The organism is Erysipelothrix larvae (genome assembly GCF_001545095.1).
GTDB lineage: Bacteria > Bacillota_I > Bacilli_A > Erysipelotrichales > Erysipelotrichaceae > Erysipelothrix > Erysipelothrix larvae.
This window is the reverse complement of the sequence record NZ_CP013213.1, coordinates 1350727-1370443: the sequence shown is the minus strand read 5'-3', so window position 1 is coordinate 1370443 and position 19717 is coordinate 1350727. Positions and strand designations below refer to the sequence as shown.

The 19717-nt window shown below is 38.0% G+C and carries 21 protein-coding genes; 19 read left to right on the top strand and 2 right to left on the bottom strand.

What is annotated here, in order from left to right; all coding sequences use genetic code 11:
- Window positions 1-4 precede the first annotated feature (4 nt).
- The 13 genes from AOC36_RS06420 (at window position 5) to AOC36_RS06360 (ending at window position 13014) form a co-directional block, all read left to right on the top strand.
- Window positions 5-853: a DUF3737 family protein gene (locus tag AOC36_RS06420; protein WP_067632586.1), complete on the top strand. Its 849-nt coding sequence runs from the start codon at window positions 5-7 to the stop codon at window positions 851-853.
- Complete coding sequence (locus tag AOC36_RS06415) at window positions 850-2022, top strand: MalY/PatB family protein (RefSeq protein WP_067632584.1); 1173 nt, start codon at window positions 850-852, stop codon at window positions 2020-2022. The genes AOC36_RS06420 and AOC36_RS06415 overlap by 4 nt, the downstream gene beginning before the upstream one ends.
- A 180-nt stretch (window positions 2023-2202) precedes the next feature.
- Window positions 2203-2454 (top strand): flavodoxin family protein, encoded by a 252-nt coding sequence (locus AOC36_RS12475; protein WP_232505350.1) that lies wholly within the window; start codon window positions 2203-2205, stop codon window positions 2452-2454.
- A 361-nt stretch (window positions 2455-2815) separates the two neighbouring features.
- Window positions 2816-3673 (top strand): aldo/keto reductase, encoded by an 858-nt coding sequence (locus AOC36_RS06405; protein ID WP_067632582.1) that lies wholly within the window; start codon window positions 2816-2818, stop codon window positions 3671-3673.
- 140 nt (window positions 3674-3813) lie between these two features.
- Window positions 3814-4620, top strand: a complete 807-nt coding sequence (locus tag AOC36_RS06400) for a putative ABC transporter permease (protein WP_067632580.1) — start codon at window positions 3814-3816, stop codon at window positions 4618-4620.
- A 22-nt stretch (window positions 4621-4642) separates the two neighbouring features.
- A complete protein-coding gene (locus AOC36_RS06395; protein WP_067632578.1) occupies window positions 4643-5602 on the top strand; it encodes a macro domain-containing protein in 960 nt (319 codons plus the stop codon).
- Between the two features lie 85 nt (window positions 5603-5687).
- The gene (locus tag AOC36_RS06390; RefSeq protein WP_067632576.1) at window positions 5688-6341 is read left to right on the top strand and encodes a vWA domain-containing protein; all 654 of its coding nucleotides are present in this window, start codon (window positions 5688-5690) and stop codon (window positions 6339-6341) included.
- A 283-nt stretch (window positions 6342-6624) separates the two neighbouring features.
- Entirely contained in the window at window positions 6625-8088 is a 1464-nt protein-coding gene (locus AOC36_RS06385) for a DEAD/DEAH box helicase (protein WP_067632574.1), read from the top strand.
- Window positions 8066-8257, top strand: coding sequence for a YwbE family protein (locus AOC36_RS06380; RefSeq protein WP_067632572.1), 192 nt, complete (start codon window positions 8066-8068; stop codon window positions 8255-8257). Before AOC36_RS06385 ends, AOC36_RS06380 begins: the two co-directional genes overlap by 23 nt.
- A gap of 175 nt (window positions 8258-8432) precedes the next feature.
- Window positions 8433-9776, top strand: coding sequence for a Sapep family Mn(2+)-dependent dipeptidase (locus AOC36_RS06375; RefSeq protein WP_067632569.1), 1344 nt, complete (start codon window positions 8433-8435; stop codon window positions 9774-9776).
- Window positions 9777-9791: 15 nt separating this feature from the next.
- Window positions 9792-11327, top strand: a complete 1536-nt coding sequence (locus AOC36_RS06370; RefSeq protein WP_067632566.1) for a YfcC family protein — start codon at window positions 9792-9794, stop codon at window positions 11325-11327.
- Window positions 11328-11670: 343 nt separating this feature from the next.
- The gene (locus AOC36_RS06365) at window positions 11671-12489 is read left to right on the top strand and encodes a S1 family peptidase (protein WP_067632564.1); all 819 of its coding nucleotides are present in this window, start codon (window positions 11671-11673) and stop codon (window positions 12487-12489) included.
- 9 nt (window positions 12490-12498) lie between these two features.
- Window positions 12499-13014 (top strand): GNAT family N-acetyltransferase, encoded by a 516-nt coding sequence (locus tag AOC36_RS06360; RefSeq protein WP_067632562.1) that lies wholly within the window; start codon window positions 12499-12501, stop codon window positions 13012-13014.
- A 22-nt stretch (window positions 13015-13036) separates the two neighbouring features.
- Here the strand turns inward: AOC36_RS06360 and AOC36_RS06355 are convergent, their stop codons facing one another.
- Both AOC36_RS06355 and AOC36_RS06350 read right to left on the bottom strand, forming a co-directional pair.
- Entirely contained in the window at window positions 13037-13906 is an 870-nt protein-coding gene (locus AOC36_RS06355) for a Cof-type HAD-IIB family hydrolase (protein WP_067632561.1), read from the bottom strand.
- Window positions 13907-14020: 114 nt separating this feature from the next.
- Window positions 14021-14881: a MurR/RpiR family transcriptional regulator gene (locus AOC36_RS06350; RefSeq protein WP_067632560.1), complete on the bottom strand. Its 861-nt coding sequence runs from the start codon at window positions 14879-14881 to the stop codon at window positions 14021-14023.
- Window positions 14882-15015: 134 nt separating this feature from the next.
- Between AOC36_RS06350 and AOC36_RS06345 the strand changes: the two genes are divergently transcribed.
- The 6 genes from AOC36_RS06345 to AOC36_RS06320 all read left to right on the top strand — a co-directional run bounded on the left by AOC36_RS06345 (window position 15016) and on the right by AOC36_RS06320 (window position 19707).
- Window positions 15016-15519 (top strand): NUDIX hydrolase, encoded by a 504-nt coding sequence (locus tag AOC36_RS06345; protein ID WP_067632559.1) that lies wholly within the window; start codon window positions 15016-15018, stop codon window positions 15517-15519.
- Window positions 15516-15941 (top strand): GNAT family N-acetyltransferase, encoded by a 426-nt coding sequence (locus tag AOC36_RS06340; RefSeq protein WP_067632558.1) that lies wholly within the window; start codon window positions 15516-15518, stop codon window positions 15939-15941. The genes AOC36_RS06345 and AOC36_RS06340 overlap by 4 nt, the downstream gene beginning before the upstream one ends.
- A 94-nt stretch (window positions 15942-16035) precedes the next feature.
- A complete protein-coding gene (locus AOC36_RS06335; RefSeq protein WP_067632557.1) occupies window positions 16036-16998 on the top strand; it encodes an NAD(P)/FAD-dependent oxidoreductase in 963 nt (320 codons plus the stop codon).
- Window positions 16999-17178: 180 nt separating this feature from the next.
- Complete coding sequence (locus AOC36_RS06330; RefSeq protein WP_067632556.1) at window positions 17179-18399, top strand: MFS transporter; 1221 nt, start codon at window positions 17179-17181, stop codon at window positions 18397-18399.
- A 28-nt stretch (window positions 18400-18427) separates the two neighbouring features.
- Window positions 18428-19351 carry an aldo/keto reductase gene (locus AOC36_RS06325; protein ID WP_067632555.1) on the top strand — a complete coding sequence of 308 codons (924 nt, stop codon included), beginning with the start codon at window positions 18428-18430 and terminating at the stop codon, window positions 19349-19351.
- Between the two features lie 8 nt (window positions 19352-19359).
- Entirely contained in the window at window positions 19360-19707 is a 348-nt protein-coding gene (locus AOC36_RS06320) for an iron chaperone (protein ID WP_067632554.1), read from the top strand.
- Window positions 19708-19717: the final 10 nt, after the last annotated feature.

The following is a 19717-nucleotide window of genomic DNA, read 5'->3' as shown; positions in this document are numbered from 1 at the left end:
AAAGATGGAAACAATCAATCAACAGGTATTTACAGGGGAACGGGCTTTATTCAAAGCACGCAATATCAGCATTTCACAATCAGTATTTGAAGCGGGGGAATCGCCACTAAAAGAAAGTAAAGATATCAAACTTAATCATGATATCTTCAGATGGAAATACCCGCTTTGGTATGCACAAAACATTGAAGCATCCAATCTAACACTCACTGAATCAGCACGCTCTGGGATATGGTATACCCATACCATATCAATCAAGGATAGTATCATCGCAGCACCTAAAACATTCAGACGATCATCACAGATTACCCTTGACAATGTGCAGATTCCTCACGGATTAGAAACACTGTGGCACTGCAAAGATATTGTACTAAACAATGTTAATGCAGTCGGTGATTACTTCGCAATGAACAGCGAAAACATGACGGTACATAACTTCTCAATAAATGGGAACTATAGCTTTGATGGTGCAAAGAATGTCCATATTAAAGACGCCCAGATCATCTCAAAAGATGCATTTTGGAACTGTGAAGATGTGATTGTTGAAGACTCAACCATCATTGGAGAGTACTTAGGTTGGAATTCAAAGAACATAACCTTCAAAAACTGCTTTATCGAAAGTGAACAAGGCTTGTGTTATATGGATAACGTTAAACTCATTGATTGTGTCATAACCCATACTGATTTAGCCTTTGAATACTCACGCGTCGATGCAACGATAAAGAGCACAGTTGACAGTGTTAAAAACCCTCTTTCTGGAATCATCCGATCTTATGGAATTGATACACTCATTACAGATGATGAAACACTGAATCCAAACGATACTGAATACATAACACAAGGAGAAACTATATGAACTTTGACTTTAAAACCCCTGTTAATCGTAAAGGGACTCATTCATATAAATGGGATGTTGAAGACCATGAGCTTCCTATGTGGGTGGCTGATATGGATTTTAAAACTGCACCCGCAATTACACAAGCCATTTTAAACCGTACCCATCAAGACGCGTTTGGGTATAATATTGTGCCCCAATCCTTTTATGACAGTGTTGCTAAGTGGTGGAAGAAACGGCACCATTGGGATATCGATCCCAAGTGGGTTATGTTTTGTAGTGGTGTGGTTCCTGCGATCTCTTCAATTGTACGAAAAATGACACAACCCCAAGAACATGTCATCGTACTCTCACCAGTCTACAATATATTCTACAACTCAATTATCAACAACAATCGCATTGTTGTTGAAAGCAAGCTTAATTATCAAAATGAAACATACTCAATTAACTTTGAAGACTTAGAAGCAAAACTCAGTGATCCAAAGTCTACATTGCTCATCTTTTGCAATCCACACAATCCAATTGGGAAAGTCTGGGATAAAGAGACACTCAAGAAAGTCGGAGATTTATGCATTAAACATAAAGTCCTAATAATCAGCGACGAAATACACTGTGATCTCACACACCCAGAATACACGTATACACCCATGGCATCAATCTCACATGACATTTCACAAAACACCATAACCTGTATTTCACCAACAAAAACATTCAACCTTGCTGGACTTCAAACATCCGCAATTGTGGTCGCAAATGAAACGGTTCGTAAACAGGTTCATCGAGGAATTAATACTGATGAAGTTGCTGAACCCAATACCTTCGCGATTCAAGCCTGTGAGGCAGCGTTTAATCACGGTGAACCATGGTTAAATGAGTTACTAATGATCTTACAAGAAAATCGCGAAACACTCACTCAAGCAATCACAAGCGCATTTAGTGAACTTAAAATCATACAATCAGAAGCGACCTATCTTGCATGGTTGGATTGTTCTAATATCACAGATGACACACAAGCACTGTGCGATTATATTCGAAAAGAAACCGGACTTTACTTATCAGCAGGACACATCTTTGGGGGAAATGGCGACCAATTCATTCGATGGAACTACGCCTGTCCTAAAACGATACTAGAGGATGGTATATCACGGTTTATTAAAGCACTCACACACTATCAAAGTAATCACACCTAAAAAAACAGCCCACTTAGAGCTGTTTTTTATAATCAATCACCAATAAATGCGTGACTTCGAATCGAGTCTAAATGATTTAGTGAATTTAAGTTACTTAGGATGTAGGAGACATCGATATGTGATGAATGACTCATAGCATTTCCAAGTAAATGAAAGAGTGGTCTATGGAAAGGAACTTTTATGAAAACACTATTCATTAATGGCAGTCCCAATAAAAACGGACAAACTTATTATCTCACACACTTATTACTCAAAAATATAGAGTTTGAAACATTGATGTTACCTGATTATCGCATCAGTGTCTATGGACAAACTTTATCCGGTGATCAATTTAGTGATGTATACAACAAAATGAAAGAAGCCGATACAATTGTGATTGGTTCACCAGTATACTGGCACAACATTTGTGGATCAATACGGACGCTATTCTAACGCTTTTATGGACCCGTTCGAAAAGATGCGCTAAAAGGTCGAAAACTTATCTTTGTATTTCAAGGTGAAGCACCTGAGCCGTGGATGCTTGAAGCAGGCGAATATACCATCAAACGCTTCGCACATCTTTATGGTCTTGAATACCTTGGGATGGTTTGTAGTCACAATGATATCCAAGAAATCAAAAAACATGTTTATATAGGGACTCAATCTAATAAGGAACGATGACTCATTGCTGTATTATCACGGTTTGTTTTATAAACAAAGTTTTGATATCACCGTTACTTATAGCGAAAAAAGGATTATAATGATTGTATTGAATTATAGAAAATTCTTGAATCAAGGATACAAGGAGCAATACATGGAAGCAATTATGATGAACAATGGACTTGAAATTCCAGCTTTTGGACTGGGAACATACCGTGTTTCACCAACTGATGTCGAACAAAGTATTGAAGTAGCACTCAACAATGGGTATCGCTTAATTGATACTGCAAACGTCTACTTGAATGAGAAAGCCATTGGTCGAGCACTCAAAAAATCACAAGTACCCCGAAAAGAAATCTTTTTAACTTCTAAAATTTGGCCCGCTGATTTCAACTATGAAAAGGCTAAAATCGCAATAGACAAAACACTTTCTCGATTGGATACAGATTACTTGGATCTTCTCTTATTACACCAAGAAGTAGGGGACATAATGGGTGCGTGGAAAGCCCTTGAAGAAGCTGTAGTTTCTGGCAAAGTTAAATCGATTGGCGTATGCAACTTTGGAGAAGCCAATCTTAAAAAACTTCTTCATGTCGCAACAATCAAACCGGTACTTGTTCAAAACGAATGCCATCCCTATCTACAAGAAACAGAATTCATTAACTTTCTTAAGAAAGAGGGAATCCTTCTTGAAGCATGGTATCCATTAGGAAGTGGCGATAAAAATCTCATCAATGAGCCGATATTTACGAAACTTTCTAAAAAATACAATAAATCGAATGTTCAAATTCTACTTCGCTGGCATTTACAAGCTGATCACATAGTGATTCCAGGGTCAAAAACACCAAGCCATATCATTTCAAACATTGATATTTTTGACTTTGAATTATCACCTGAAGACATGAAAGAAATAGAAAAACTCAATAAGAATAAACGATACTTCAAAATACCACACTTCATAAAAAAGGTGGCTTTCACCTTACCAATTATAAACTTTGATCGTCAAAAATAAAAAACAAGCATGATTAACGGGTCATCTTCAAAATAGGGAATAAGTGTCGTACCTTATTCCTTTTTAATTTTAGGTATGCAACACACTGAAAAATGGTCTATGATATAGTTAGAACAATTAACAAGGTAAAAGGAGTCACTATGAATGGTTATCAATGGATCCTAACATTCACACTCTTCAGTACAATCGGATGGATTGTTGAATCGGTGTGGTGTTGGGCTGGAACAAAAAAAATAGTCAACCGGGGATTTTTATCCGGACCGTGGTGTCCCATCTATGGCTTTGGTTCAGTTATTATCGTGATTATCACAAAACCCTTTATGTCAAACCCGTTTTTAGTGTTTTTAAGTGCAGTAGTATCTACTTCACTTTTAGAATACTTTACAGGATGGCTAATGGAAACCCTGTTTAAAGCACGATGGTGGGATTACTCAAAACGGCCCTTTAATTTAAAGGGGAGAATTTGTTTACGAAACTCATTTCTATTTGGAGTACTTGGACTAGTTGTTGTGTATGCTGTCCATCCCTTTACCAAAGACATCATCCAACTCATGCCACCCATCATACAAAAAACAAGTGCTATAGTCCTTGTCGCGGTATTCATTATGGATACTCTTAATTCACTCAATGCTGCACTTAAAATTGACAAACGCATTGAAACCTATCGTGCAACACTTACCGACCTAGATGAATTACAAGAAGCATATCAATGGTTTGATCGTGATAACATTCGAGACAGTATCGATCGACTCAGGATGATTGCGGAATCAAGTGATGATGAACCGCTTGCAAAAGCCTTTGTGAAACGCATTGATGAACTCAGTAAAAGCAGAACAGTTATCCGTTTATTCACAGCATTTCCAATCCTTGAAAGTAAAAGTTTCTACGAAGGACTCGATAATATTATCGATGATTTATTAAGGCTTCGTAAGAAACGACGAAAATAAAACACGAAAGGAATCCTTAACAATGCCTTTATCATTTCTTAAAACCGATATCACACAGTTAGCCTGTGATGCAATCGTGAATGCAGCTAATACAGACCTACGTATGGGAAGGGGTGTCTGTGGGGCAATCTTTAATAAAGCAGGGGTGAAACAGCTTCAAGAAGCCTGTGATGCACTGGCTCCGATTAAAACAGGCGAAGCAGTAATGACTCCTGGATTCAACCTAAATGCGCGCTGTATTATTCACACTGCAGGTCCCATTTACCAAAACCATCATAAAATAGAAGCTCAAAGATTGCTGGAATTGTGCTATATAAATTCACTCACGTGTGCGCTTGAAGCAGGATGTACTACCATTGCTTTTCCACTCATCTCAAGTGGCATCTATGGGTATCCAAAAGAAGACGCTCTTAAAGTCGCTACCACAACAATCCAAGACTTCCTTTATACACACGAAATGGATGTCATCCTTGTTTTATTTGACAAAGACACACTATTTAATCCCAAGCACAATGACCTTCAAGAATACATTACCACACATTTAATACACACTCAGCATGTGTCTGATTTATTAGAAACTCAAGCATTCATGTCTGAAACGGTTCAACTGAGAAAATCATCACTCAAACAGACAATTCCTCAACTGGATGAATCCTTTTCAGACACACTGATGCGCACCATTGACATGAAAGGATTTGACGATGTAACGGTATATAAGCGTGCGAATATCGATCGAAAGTTATTTTCAAAACTTCGAAAAAACGGATACATGCCAAGTAAACGCACAGCTTGTGCCTTGTGCATCGCATTAGAACTAAACCTTGATGAAACCAATGAACTCTTAGAAAAGGCTGGATACACCTTGTCATCAAGTCTTCTTTTTGATGTCATATTAATGTTCTTTATCAACAACAATAACTACGACATTTATGAAATCAACGAAGCGCTTTTCTCATATGATCAGCAATTACTTGGACGCTAAGATACGATGTCGCTTATGAAGCGACCCCATCTATCATACTTAGGGTTATCCTTAAGGTGTAAACACCATAAGGAGGCTAAAACATATGGAACAAAAACATACAGAACTAGTCTTTATCATTGACAAAAGTGGATCAATGGGAGGATTAGAATCCGATACATTAGGTGGCTATAATGCCATGCTTCATGATCAATTGGAAGGTGAGGGCGAATGCATCCTGACAACCCTTCTTTTCAATCACACGCACGAACTCATCCATGACCGTCAAAACATCAAGACGGTTAAACCACTTACACTTTTTGATTACCAAGTAGGAGGATCTACAGCGCTTATTGATGCTATTGGGTGGTCTATCGATAAAATCATGAATGTCACCAAAAACACAAAAGCTGCGTTTCAAAGTGACAATGTCGTCTTTGTAATCATAACGGATGGTTATGAGAATTCAAGCAGTCAGTATACCTCTGATGACATAAAAAGGCGAATCGAAATACAAAAAAAGGAGTTTGGATGGGAATTTATCTTCTTAGGAGCAAACATTGATGCTGTTCAAACTGCGAAACACTATGGAATACCTGCCAATCGTGCGCAAAATTATAATGTAGATTGTGAAGGGATACAACTCAATTACAAAGCCATCAGTCATGCTCTCAAAACGGTTCGAAGCAAACAGATGATTATGGAAGATTGGAATCAAGTGATTCAAGAAGATTATACGAAACGAAATGCAAAGAGATGATCGCGTAGTGTAGCTTAACACTACGCGATCAAAACATCAGCTTACATCCCATAGATTTTCGCTGTTTCAAGAAACCGCACGGCTCTCTTTTATGAATGTACATCGCGGAAGTCGGTCCCCATTGAGAGATTCTTATTTACTTTTGATGGTTTATAACGTATTATAGCAAAGGTAGATACATTCATTTAAAAAATATAAGGATTAAGTGAATAAGAGTGGCACCACTCTTTTCTTTTGGTTGTGACAATCAAAAGGTTATCACATACAAAAGAGGATATAAAATATGGAATTTTATGATTTGGGTATCATCCCAGAAATAACAGAAGCTTTGGATGAAGAAGGGTATGAAACCCCAACACCCATCCAAGAGAAAACAATACCTGCAGCTTTAGAAGGACGTGATGTCCTAGGCTTAGCACAAACAGGAACCGGTAAAACCTGTGCTTTTGCTGTGCCAACACTTCAACGACTTGCGAAACGATTGCAGCATGGAAAAAACCGTAAAATACGGGCACTTGTACTCACACCAACCCGTGAACTGGGTGTTCAAGTCAACGATAGCTTTAGAGTTTATGGACGCTACTTACCTTTACGATCAACCGTAGTCTTTGGTGGTGTAAATCAAGGTCGGCAAGTTAATGCACTTCGAAGTGGCATTGATATTTTAGTTGCGACACCAGGCCGTCTTATTGACTTAATGAACCAAGGATACATTGATTTATCACACTTAGAAATCTTTATCCTTGATGAAGCAGATCGCATGCTTGATATGGGATTTATTCACGATATTAGAAAAATCTTAAAGAGCCTTCCTGCACAAAAACAAACCCTCTTCTTTTCCGCAACCATGCCTAAAGAAGTAACAGAAATAGTTGATCGTTTGCTTAGCAATCCAGTTCAAGTTTCAGTCGCACCAGTATCATCTACAGTTGATACTGTAAACCAAAGTGTTCAATACGTTGATCAAATTCATAAAATTGACTTACTGGAAAAACTTGCGAAAGAAATACCCCAACCGATGCTTGTCTTTACCCGTACAAAACGCGGTGCAGACCGAGTTACTAAGGATTTATTGAGACGAGGGATCTCAGCACAAGCCATTCATGGCAACAAATCCCAATCCGCACGACAACTTGCACTGGATAACTTCAAAAACTACGATACACAAGTCTTGGTCGCAACCGATATTGCAGCACGGGGAATTGATATTAACGAACTCAACTATGTTGTGAATTTTGACATGCCCGAAGTTCCCGAAACTTATGTACACCGCATTGGACGTACAGGACGTGCTGGGCATTCAGGGAATTCAATCTCTTATGTGAATTATCGCGAAATACCACTTCTTAAGGATATTGAAAAACTCATCAATAAGAACCTAACAGTCTTAGAGAATGAAAAGTATCCAATTGAAGATAAGAGCGAGAAACCAAAACAAAAACAACGGGTGAAAAAAGCACCTGCACAAAAGAAACCAAAACACAATCCACGCTCAAAAGTTTCACAAGAGCACAGTGAAAAGCCAGATCGTCCCCAACGTACTCGTAAGAAAAGTGATTCAAAATCGAAGTGGGAAGCAAAACCACCACGTGATTCAAAATCAAAAACAACCCCTAAAAAGAAATCACGATCCAATGCTGCTTCATCAAAAAACGAGACCTGGAGTAATAAGGGCAAATCCAACAAAAACAAGCAATCAACACATGGAAGAAGAAATCGTAACTATGGATCCAAAAAAGCGAAGTGATATCACCATTGGTCAAAAGGTCAATGTCATCTTAAAACAAGATCAACGCACCCATAAAAAAACAGAAGGGTTTGTATCAAAAATACTGACAAACTCACCAAACCATCCACATGGCATCAAGGTTAGACTTGAAGATGGCCAAGTAGGACGAGTTTGTGATATTTTATAATGTATTAATGACATAAGGCTAAGATTAAAATGATCTTGGCTTTTTTTATCAATTCTATCAAATGAAGAACATTTGATTGCTCTTTGAATGCTTCTTTATACAATATTGAGTTGGTTTGCTCTATAATTAATATATAGGTTTATCATGATAAACTTCAGTAGAAGGAGGAAATAAAATGGCAAATCACAGCATTGATGATTCAGTCTTCAATAAATATCTTGAAGATCTAAAATCGCTTATTTCAATTCCAAGTGTATTGGATGAAAATGACTCAGAACATCTTTTTGGTGAACCGGTTCAACAAGCATTAACTAAAATCCTAGACATATCAAAGGATATGGGGTTTAAAACGTACCGCAATCCACAAGGATATTATGGGTATGCTGAAATAGGCGAAGGCGTAGACCTTTTTGGTGTTTTAGGCCATGTTGATGTAGTACCAGAAGGAAATAGAGATGATTGGGAGGCGGATCCTTTTACACTGACACAAAAAGATGGAATGCTAATTGGACGGGGAGTTTCTGATGATAAAGGCCCATTGCTTGCATCCATGGTTGCACTTAAAATGCTTTTGGATGAGGGATACACCCTTAATCAACGCGTGCGTTTCATTTTTGGAACAGATGAAGAAAACTTATGGCGCTGTGTTAAAGAATATGCAAAACTGGAAGAAATTCCATCCATGGGATTTACACCAGATAGTACTTTCCCACTGATCTACGCTGAAAAAGGTCTTATCGAATTTGAGTTTGAAGACACTCAAAGCGTGGACTTTAAGATTCAAGGGGGTGGGGCACTCAATGCCGTACCTGCTGTCGCAACCCTTCAAGACACAAATCTTGATTTGATTAAAACACAACTTGAAAATCAAAATCGACATTTCAAATATGATGATTCACGCATTACAGTCTACGGAAAAGCGGTGCATGCTAAAGACTCTGATAAAGGGGAAAACGCCATTGTTTATCTTGTACAAGCCCTTGTTGAGGGTGGTGTGAGCACAAATATGCTTCGCTTTATTACAGAAAAACTTTCAAATCCAAATGGACTTAAACTCTTTGGGCCAGTCGAAGATGAAGTATCCGGAAAACTCATGCTCAATGTGGGGAAAATTGAGACAACCGATACAGGGGTTAAAATAGGGATAGACATTCGCTTCCCAGTAACCTATCCCGTTGAAAAAATTCGCGACACACTCAATAAAAGCGCAGCACAATATCAAGTATCCATCAGTGAATACGATTATTTGCGATCAATCTATGTTGATAAAGATACACCACTGATCAAAGCATTGATGCAAGCATACCAAAGCGTGACACAAGATACATTATCCCAACCAATATCAAGCGGAGGTGCAACCTATGCCCGCGCACTGGATAATGTCGTTGCTTTTGGTGCCAAATTACCAAGTGCACAAAGTACTGAACACCAAGTCAATGAACGTGTAAACATTGATGATATGAAAACTGCGATTGAAATCTATAAAGAAGCCTTTAAACTCCTTGTGAGTAAAAACTAGATAAGGACCATAATCATGAAAAAGTTTAAGATGCCGACCTCATACACTGTTGTCTTCTTCGCATTGCTTGTCGCAACAGTATTGAGCTATTTCGTTCCTCAATCTCACTTTGACAGTGAAACTGGGAAGATTATTGTAAATTCTGTCGTTGATGCCAATGGAAATATTCTTGAAGGACAAGGCCTTGTTCAATTTGGACTCTTTGATGTATTGATGTCAATTGTCCATGGATTTGAATCCTCAAGTAATGTTAGTGTTGGGATTTTATGTGCAGGTGGGTTTTTAGCGGTATTAAACCACGTCGAAGCCCTTGAAGCCGCAATTATCAGTCTATTAAACAAGTTTAAAGGGAATGTACTCATTGCCTTAATGATGCTTGTATTTGCTATTTTAGGAACTACTTTTGGTTTTTGGGAAGAAATTACCGCCTTTGCAGTGGTAATCATTCCAATGTTTGTCCTTGCAGGATATGACATTATGACCGGTCTTGCAATCCTATTTATTGGCGCAACAATTGGGAATATGGCAAGTCTTGTAAATCCATTCTCGGTAGGCGCAGCAGTTGCTGCAATTGGAAATCCAGACCTAACGATTGGTTCAGGAATCATTTTAAGAAGCATCATCTTTGTGGTGCTCTATCTTATTGGAACCTTTATGGTCATTCAATATGCATCAAAAGTCAAAGATGATCCAAAGAAATCCATTATTTATGATCTTGAAGATAAAAACAACCTCATGGATGTCGAAGCAACACCCCCTGAATTCACAGGTAAACGCAAAGCCTCCGCATATGTTCTTGTTGCAGTCATTATTCTGATTGTCCTTGGAAACTTCCCATGGGAACGTCTATTAGGTGAAAGCGCAATGAATGCCGTGAATGCACCGATTACCTTCCTTGCAGGAATCCCGGTTCTTGGAGATTTACTTGGTGCCGGACACTTTACACTTCTAGGAGACTGGGGATTCTCAGAATTTGCCTTTACCTTCCTATTAGGTGCTTTTGTCCTTAAGTTCATCAATAAGATTCCAGAACGCGAATTCATGCATGTCTTTATGGATGGTATGAAAGACTTAATGGGTGTGGTTGTGGTACTTGCAATTTCACGGGGTATTGCAACGATGGTCGGGACATCAACACAAGGGATGTCAGTAACCTTTATTTATTGGCTATCCAGTGCGCTTGAAGGCGTTCCACTTTGGGTGTTTGGTATAATGGCGGTTTTAGTCTATGCATTAATAGGTATTTTCCTTCAATCAACCAGTGGTGTTGCAGGCTTATCCATGCCAATTCTTGGAACCGTTGCAGCAGCACTCTTCTTAGGAACAGCAATTGGTGAAGTAGGGGGTCAAATCCTATTGATTTCTGCCTTTGTGGCAGGGGTTAACTTCCTCTCGTCATTTTATCCAGGAGCCGTGATCATGGGGACATTAGATCTCGTAAATGTACCGTATGATCGCTATTTAAAATTCGCGATGAAAACACTGTGCATGCTCCTTTTCGCAGCTGCACTCATCATTGCAATTGCACCATATATTGGAATTGTGAGTTAATCAATATACGACATTAGGGAGATGGTTACCATCTCCCTTTAATTTGGTATACAAGAAACCAATACCCATTTCCTTGAATCACTAAAGTTTATGTGGTCTAATAATCGTAGATTGATCAATTCGTAAGCGCAAAACAAAAAGAAAAAACTATAAATCCTTGCAATAATTTTACAGCTCAACAAAAAAATAGTATTAATTTTAAATAACAATCAAGTATATTTTTATAGTGACGCGCGGAAATAAAAATAATCGTTTGGTACAGATAAAATGTATGAATCTTAAAGGTGTAATACTTAATAAATCAAAGAATATAGTTTAAAATAGATGTGAAGAGGAACCCACTATGAGCAAAAAAAGACGCTGGATATTATCGATAATAGTATTATTTAGTGTTTTTAGTGTGCTATATTTGAAAATTTCAAATGATCAATTTGATATCAATTCTGTGGACCAAACAACAAAACTATCAAACATCCGAATTGTTTCAATGATCACTAAAGGCAACGAAGATTTCAAACATATATCCTATGACTCTGGTTCAAGTGGTTCGATATTCTATAAAACAGGGAACACCTATTATGCTTTGACAGCGTATCACGTTGTCCCTGAAAACAAAAGCAACAGTTACATTGTCCTCACTGAAAATGACAAAAGTATGCGAGAATACATGAATGAAGGTGGCCAATATATGGGAGTTGACCAATACTATGCTCAATTCCCACGACTCAATATCGTAGCGGTCGACAAAGAAAATGATATCGCAATTGTATCCTTTGTCTCTTCACAAGACTTAACTCTTCTTCCTTTTGCATCAGTTGGCCCTCAAAAAGGCGAACGATGTGTTACGATTAGCAACCCAGATGGACGCCATGGTGTTGTTTCTTCGGGAAAAATCACCACGAATAAACCACAACGGATCCATTACTCAAATAGAGAAAAAGATGTCATGGCAATCAAACACTCCGCACATATATCGTATGGAAGCAGTGGAAGTGCATTATTGAATGAAGATTTCGAAATAATCGGTGTTAACATTGGAGGGCAAAAAGCGACGCTTTTCAATTTTGAGCTCTCTTACTTTGATAGAGGGAATGCAGTTCCACTTGAAAAAGTTGTGAATTTAGTCAAGAAATCAGGTATAATTAATGGAGAAAATCATTAAGAGGTATATATGGAACTGATAAACACATTAACACAAAAACTTACCACAAAACGTTTAACACTGTCGGATGTAAATGACGTTCAAGCACTCTGTGTCAGCTGCACTGATTTCAGCATGCTGGTTGATGGCGTAGCACCAAGTGAGGATGCAGGCTTAAAAATTCTAAGTGATTTGCCAAAGGGAAAAAAAGCTGAAGATAAATATGTATTTGGTGTGTATCGCGAGCACGATCTCATTGCAATTATCGACCTGATTAAGGACTATCCAACACAGGATACATGGATGCTGGGGCTCCTCATGATTCATCCTGATGATCGCAAGCAAGGACTTGGACATGCATGTTCTCAATCTGTAGAACGCTATGTTAAAGATCTTGGTGGAACATCTATAAAAATAGGTGTTGTACAAAACAACACCATCGCGAAAGCATTTTGGGAAAAAGCAGGGTATCGTGTAGAGGGAACCTTTACCTATGATACCATTACTGATTCACAGACTGCCTATTCAATGTCTAAAGCAATTTAAAAAGTGGCATGAGCCACTTTTTTTATGCAAATATATCTGGAAACTGTTTGTATAACGACAACGCAATACCATCTTCATCATTGGATAATGTAATCTCATCGGCAATGGCTTTGACTTCATCGACGGCATTTCCCATCGCAACACCAATCCCCGCATACTCTAACATCGATTGATCATTATGACCATCACCAAACGCCATAATATTCGATGCCTCATAACCAAGGGGTTCCATTAGACGTTGAATGGTTGCTGCTTTATCGACACCTTTGTCTGTAAATTCATAATAGAAAGGTGCAGAAAATGCGCTATTTGTTACATCAATAAACGGAGCCATAATGTCTTTGTATGTCTCTTGCAATGTATCTGGATGTGCAGCAATCAATACCTTAAAGATTGGATGCTCTTTGAGCGTGGATAAATCATCTAACTCAGACAATAAGAAGCCACCACCCCGTGATTCATATTGAATCACGTTAAATAACGCGTCTTTAGGAGCAGGGTTAGGGTTAACATAAATCATGCCATTGAATACATCGTTAACATACATGTAGGCATCATGTGCAATCATCGGAATGACATCAAAGGACTGAAGATGTTTACACAAACGCTCATAAACGTCTGGATGAATCGGTTGCTCATAAATCATTTCATGAGACTGACAATCGGTAACACATGCGCCATTGTATGAAATCAAAAAACCATGGTGTTGATCCATATTCAGTGTATGTGCTAAACCTGTCATTCCAGGTGTGGGTCTACCCGAAGCCAAAATGACTTTAACACCCTGTTCTTGAACCTTAATCAAGGCATTTCTTGTTTTATCACTAATTGTTTTAGTGCTGGTCATTAAGGTACCATCAACATCCAGTACAATCGCTTTAATATCTTTCATAAATTTACCTCACTTCATGCATTATATCATGAACTTATCAGAGGAAAAACTCGATATGAAAAAGTTGAAACAAGTTTTTCACAAGACCTCAATTATTATCCCTCAATGATACAATTATTTCAGATCTTTGTTGATTTTCTGATAGTTTGTTTTCTTAAAGGTAAGGTTCTTTTGATAATGAAGGGAAAATATTCCAGAATAAAGCAGATCAAAGATGTAAAGCAAGGAAAACCGAGATGAAAAGGAGGATACTTTATCGTAATGATTCTCAAGTGAAGCAAGATAAATCACTGTATCAGCATAGGCTGTTAATGGATTCTCGTATTTTGATGAGATAAGAATCACAAAAGCACCGTTTTCCTTTAGTAATGCCATGACATCCTTAAGTATTTTACTTCGTCCTTGATAAGACACGACAAGTGCAACGGAGCTTTGAGTGCTATTTGCAGCATGAATCCGCTGTGTAAACTCATCTTCAGGCACTTCAACAAAACCCCCAATCTCTTGCATTTGAAACTTGAAATTACGGGCAAAATAGATATTTGAAGAAGACGTATATATCGTGACTGAAGTAGCTTGATCCATCATTTCAACACAGCGCATGAACGACGCATAATCAAAGTTGAGTCGTGTCTCAGTACCGGTTCTCTTATAAATATCAAGCAAAGTCTCACTCATCTCACGATAACTATCCGTTGGATTAATCGGGTAATCAACATCAATTGGTCTTCCAGGTTCATTCAAATGTTCTTTTTTATAAGAAGCTGCAAAATCAATTTTAAATTGAGTCAGTCCATTATAACCAAGTTTGTCTAATAACCGATACAGGGTTGCAAGGGAAACAAATACTTCTTGTGTAAGTTCACTGGCTCTAAATTCCAAAAAAGTTTCTGGTTGATTGAGCATGTATTCAATTAAGACTTGTTCATTATGTGTGGGTTGATCTAACGTCTTGAGTTTTTGAAGTAGATTCATAAAATACCTCCTGCATGATTTCATTATAAGATGAAATAATTGATGATGGAAGTCTCTTTTCTCCTTAAACCAAACTACAGACTTTTATTAAGATGTGTACTTTGATATGATGTTGTAAGAATGGAGTGAACAGGATGGAACGATGGGACGCTTATTATCGTGATGAGACATTGGCAGGATTTGACTTAGTGCGGGGTGAACCCATACCCAAAGACATGTATCATATCGTATGTGAGGTTTTGATTCAACATGAAGACACAAGCTATTTGCTTATGCAACGCGCATGGGACAAAGAAGGATATCCAGGGTTTTTTGAAGCTTCAGCAGGTGGAAGTGTCCTGAAAGGTGAATCACCCCTTGATGGTGCGAAACGTGAAGTATATGAGGAAACCGGCATCGTGGTTGAGTCACTTACCTGCATCAATAAAGCGATTGAAGAACCCCATATTTTTTATTCCTATGTAGCAATCGTAAATTGCGACAAAACGAGTATTCAATTACAAAGTGGAGAAACCATCGGGTACAAATGGGTTGATCCCCATGCACTGGTTGATTTCTTTCACAGTGATGCCTGTATCAATCACCAACAAAACCGATACCGACGTTATTTAGAATCGGTAGAAAGAAGCTTAACATGATTAAAATCCTAAAGTTTGATCCCAATCAACACAATTATGAACTCGAAGATGGCTTTTTTGATGGATGGCCACATCCACCTTCAAAACAAACGCACCGCCAGATATTAAGTAACAGTACAGTCGCGTTTATTGCGGTTGATGAAAATACACAAAAAATTGTTGGGTTTGTGAATGCAATCAGTGATGGTGTTTTGTCAAGTGCAATTCCATTGCTTGAAGTTTTGAAACCATACCAAAAGCAACAAATCGCCACAAAACTGATGCGAGAAATCATCCAATCACTAAGCCATCTCTATATGATAGATATCAGTTGTGATGAAGCATTACTCTCTTTTTATCAAAAACTAGGATTTCAAGAAAGAAAGAGTGCAATCATACGAAACATTGAACATCAACATGGCGTAAAGGAACACAAAGAATAATTTCACAAAAAAGAATGTTGTTTCTTTGAGCATTGTTGTGTATAATTTCTATCGCATGACTTAAAGTAACAATATAAAGGAAGTGAGCATAAGAATGAATGTTTATGATGTAGTGGTAATTGGGGCAGGCCCTGTCGGACTTTACACCGGATATTATTGTGGTCTAAGAAAGCTTAATACGATTATTTGTGACAGTTTGGATACTGTTGGGGGACAACTCAGTAACCAATATCCTGAAAAAGTAATCTATGATTTACCGGGATTTGAAACCATCACAGCAGGGGAGTTTATCCAGCGCCTTGATGCACAAATCTCAAATGTCGAAGACTATGTATCAAAGAAATTAAACTTTAAAGTTGTTGATTTGATCAATCATGGTGAACACTTTGAAGTGAAAAGTGAAACAGATGCTATTTTCGCAAAATCTGTGATTGTCGCAATGGGAAATGGTTCGTTTGAACCTCGTAAGATGAATCTTTTTGGTGAAGATGATTACAAAAACATTCACTACTATGTAGAGAAGAAAAGTAACTACAAAGATAAAAACGTCGTCGTATTAGGCGGTGGTGATAGTGCCATTGACTGGGCTTTAATGCTTGAAGGGGTTGCGAAATCTGTAACGCTTATTCACCGTAGAAATGAATTCAGAGCCAAAGAAGGTATTGTAGAACGCCTTCAAAAATCAAACGTTAACATTATGACACCATACATTCCATCAGAATTAAATGGAGATCATGACACAGTAACCTCACTATTTGTTTCAGAAGTGAATACGAAAGATATGGTTGAAATTGAAGTGGATGAAATCATCGTAAGTTATGGTTCACTCTCCACAACCAATGCGATTCAATCTTGGGGTCTTGATTTAGAAGGCAAAAAGATCAAGATTAACCAACAATCCACAACGAATATTCCAGGCATCTTTGCTTGTGGTGATATTACATATTATGAAGGACGTGAGGTCCAAATTATCTCAGGTCTATCTGAAGGGATGATGGCATCTGCTGCCGCAAACCTTTATGTCAATGAAGGCAAACGTAATCGGCCAATCCGTTAAGTACAAGTACATCAGTCGATGTGCTTTTTTTTATGTTTGCTTTTGCACATTCTCACCAATCGTATCAAAATATGTTATGATGAACCCATCAAAGGAGATGTTTGTATGACAGCATCAATTCGTTTACGCTAATTTCTTGATTTAACAGGATTAAATTAAGAAAATTAGGAGGACAATATAATGAAATCAAATTGGAAAGCCAATTTTTTTGTGTTGTGGTCAGGACAAGCAGTGTCGATGATTACAAGTGCAATGGTCCAGATGGCTGTTGTATACACAATTACTGAACGTGGCGGAACGTCTCAAGACTTATCACTCGCATTGCTGATAGGCTTTTTGCCATACGCACTTTTCGGACCTTTTATCGGTGTGTTTGTCGATCGTTATGATCGAAAAAAGATCATGATTGCTTCAGATTTACTGATTGCAAGTGCAGGAGTTATGATTCCTTTAAATGGACAGACAAAACCAGTAAGCCTACTTATGATTTATGGTGTGCTATTGGTTCGAAGTATCGGACAAGCATTTTATGCTCCTTCATTAAGTGCCATCACCCCACTCATCATTCCCAAACAACATTTAACGCAATACTCAGGATACAGCCAATCACTGGAATCAATCAGTTATATAATCAGTCCAGTACTGGCTATGATTGTCTACCAATATGGAAGGCTAAATGCGGTAATACTTCTGGATGTGATGGGGGCACTGTTTGCGAGTTTTACAGTGTTTCTGTCCTATATTCCATCGTTAAAACCCACAATTGTGAATGTCAGTTCAACAATGTTAATTGAATTTAAGGAAGGATTCAAAGCATTATTAAAGCACAAGGAACTGGTTACTCTATTGTTATTTGGATCCATGTACATCGTAGTCTTTATGCCCATTAGTGCTTTATTCCCACTGATGAGTACGCAACACTTTTATGGAGGCAATCAAGAAATTACGATTGTTGAAATTGTGTTTGCCTTGGGTATGTTATGTGGTGGGCTTGGACTTAGCAAACTTGGGAATCGAATGAATCGTGCCATGGTACTATGTAGTTCAATTATGATTTGCGGTCTGACTTTATTACTCAGTGGCTTACTTCCAAAACAAGGCTATGCACTGTTTGTTGGACTATGCTTTGTCATGGGATTTTCAATGCCGTTTTATGCTGGATTACACAGTGTGTTTTTTCAAGAAAAATTACCCGCAGAAGTATTAGGTCGAGTATTTAGTCTTGTGGGAGCAATTACAACACTGGCTACACCCCTTGGGTTAGGTATTTCTGCATTGTTTGCTGATGAAGTTGGGATCGGTAAATGGTTTGCATATTCAGGAATCATTGTGATTGGGATTGGAATATGCATGCTAATCAATAAAGATATAAAGAAACTTGATACAAATAATCAAAGTTAGTGTAAAATGAAGATGAAAGGAGGAGGTTATGAAATATATAAAGTTAGGCAATACAGAGATAGAAGTACCTGCAGTAATATTAGGATGTATGAGAATGGGCGACAAACCCTTAGAAGTTGTGAATGAAGTCATTCAAAATGCTTTAGACCATGGCATGAACTTCTTTGATCATGCAGATATTTATGGTGGTGGTAAAGGGGAAGAAGTCTTTGCACAAAGCATCAAAGCCTTAGGTGTATCACGCGATGCGCTATGGATTCAATCCAAAGCTGGCATTCGTCCCGACTTAGGCATGTTTGATTTTTCAAAAGAACATATCCTAAATAGTGTTGACAAATCTTTAGAACGGTTAAACACTGGATACTTAGATTCATTTTTGTTACATCGTCCGGATACATTGATGGATCTTGATGAAGTAGCAGAAGCATTTAACGAACTGTATGCTTCAGGTAAAGTTAAACATTTTGGTGTGAGTAATTTTAACGCCATGCAAATCGAAATGTTGAAAAAAACAGTAACACAACCCTTACTGATGAACCAAGTCCAATTTGGCCTTATGCATACTTCAATGATTGACAGTGGTTTTAATGTCAACAATTATAATGAAGCAGCAGTTGATCGTGATGGAGCAATCCTAGAGTACTCAAGACTTCATGATATAACCCTTCAAGCTTGGTCACCGTTTATTTACGGATACTTTGAAGGCATTTATATCGGCAATGAAAAGTTCCCAGAAGTGAATGCAATTCTTGATGAACTTGCACTAAAATACAATGTCACAAATACCGCAATTGCAACTGCATGGGTATTAAGACACCCTGCAAGCATTCAAATGATAGCAGGAACCATGAACCCACATCGCGTATTAGAAATCGCTGAAGGCGCTAATATAGTGCTTACACGTGAAGAATGGTATAAACTTTATAAAGCAGCTGGTAATATTTTACCTTAAGGAGAAGTATGTCTTATAAATTTTCATCGATTGATGAGTACATCGCGCTAAGCGATGAAGCAGTTCGACCAATCTTACAAGAACTCAGAGCGCAAATCAACAGCGTGAATGCGAACTTTGTAGAACGTATTGGCTACAATATCCCGACATTCGCACTTAAAAAGAATGTCTGTCACTTTGCAGCGTTTAAGAAGCATATTGGATTTTATCCGGGTGCTAAAGTGATGGAAATCTTTAAGGATGAATTGAAGGAATATAAAAGTGCAAAAGGTTCCGTTCAATTTCCACTTGATAAACCACTTCCGTATGACTTAATCAAGGCGATGGTTGAAACGGGTGTAAAACTGAGTGCTTGATCGCTCTTTT

Bases quoted from the DNA above. Each gene is read 5' to 3' on its own strand.
- AOC36_RS06420 (WP_067632586.1), top strand. From the start codon at position 5: ATGGAAACAATCAATCAACAGGTATTTACAGGGGAACGGGCTTTATTC.
- AOC36_RS06325 (WP_067632555.1), top strand. From the start codon at position 18,428: ATGAAATATATAAAGTTAGGCAATACAGAGATAGAAGTACCTGCAGTA.
- AOC36_RS06355 (WP_067632561.1), bottom strand. From the start codon at position 13,906: ATGAAAGATATTAAAGCGATTGTACTGGATGTTGATGGTACCTTAATG.
- AOC36_RS12475 (WP_232505350.1), top strand. From the start codon at position 2,203: ATGAAAACACTATTCATTAATGGCAGTCCCAATAAAAACGGACAAACT.
- AOC36_RS06365 (WP_067632564.1), top strand. From the start codon at position 11,671: ATGAGCAAAAAAAGACGCTGGATATTATCGATAATAGTATTATTTAGT.
- AOC36_RS06360 (WP_067632562.1), top strand. From the start codon at position 12,499: ATGGAACTGATAAACACATTAACACAAAAACTTACCACAAAACGTTTA.
- AOC36_RS06335 (WP_067632557.1), top strand. From the start codon at position 16,036: ATGAATGTTTATGATGTAGTGGTAATTGGGGCAGGCCCTGTCGGACTT.
- AOC36_RS06385 (WP_067632574.1), top strand. From the start codon at position 6,625: ATGGAATTTTATGATTTGGGTATCATCCCAGAAATAACAGAAGCTTTG.
- AOC36_RS06340 (WP_067632558.1), top strand. From the start codon at position 15,516: ATGATTAAAATCCTAAAGTTTGATCCCAATCAACACAATTATGAACTC.
- AOC36_RS06390 (WP_067632576.1), top strand. From the start codon at position 5,688: ATGGAACAAAAACATACAGAACTAGTCTTTATCATTGACAAAAGTGGA.
- AOC36_RS06370 (WP_067632566.1), top strand. From the start codon at position 9,792: ATGAAAAAGTTTAAGATGCCGACCTCATACACTGTTGTCTTCTTCGCA.
- AOC36_RS06375 (WP_067632569.1), top strand. From the start codon at position 8,433: ATGGCAAATCACAGCATTGATGATTCAGTCTTCAATAAATATCTTGAA.
- AOC36_RS06395 (WP_067632578.1), top strand. From the start codon at position 4,643: ATGCCTTTATCATTTCTTAAAACCGATATCACACAGTTAGCCTGTGAT.
- AOC36_RS06405 (WP_067632582.1), top strand. From the start codon at position 2,816: ATGGAAGCAATTATGATGAACAATGGACTTGAAATTCCAGCTTTTGGA.
- AOC36_RS06400 (WP_067632580.1), top strand. From the start codon at position 3,814: ATGAATGGTTATCAATGGATCCTAACATTCACACTCTTCAGTACAATC.
- AOC36_RS06415 (WP_067632584.1), top strand. From the start codon at position 850: ATGAACTTTGACTTTAAAACCCCTGTTAATCGTAAAGGGACTCATTCA.
- AOC36_RS06380 (WP_067632572.1), top strand. From the start codon at position 8,066: ATGGATCCAAAAAAGCGAAGTGATATCACCATTGGTCAAAAGGTCAAT.
- AOC36_RS06350 (WP_067632560.1), bottom strand. From the start codon at position 14,881: ATGAATCTACTTCAAAAACTCAAGACGTTAGATCAACCCACACATAAT.
- AOC36_RS06330 (WP_067632556.1), top strand. From the start codon at position 17,179: ATGAAATCAAATTGGAAAGCCAATTTTTTTGTGTTGTGGTCAGGACAA.
- AOC36_RS06345 (WP_067632559.1), top strand. From the start codon at position 15,016: ATGGAACGATGGGACGCTTATTATCGTGATGAGACATTGGCAGGATTT.
- AOC36_RS06320 (WP_067632554.1), top strand. From the start codon at position 19,360: ATGTCTTATAAATTTTCATCGATTGATGAGTACATCGCGCTAAGCGAT.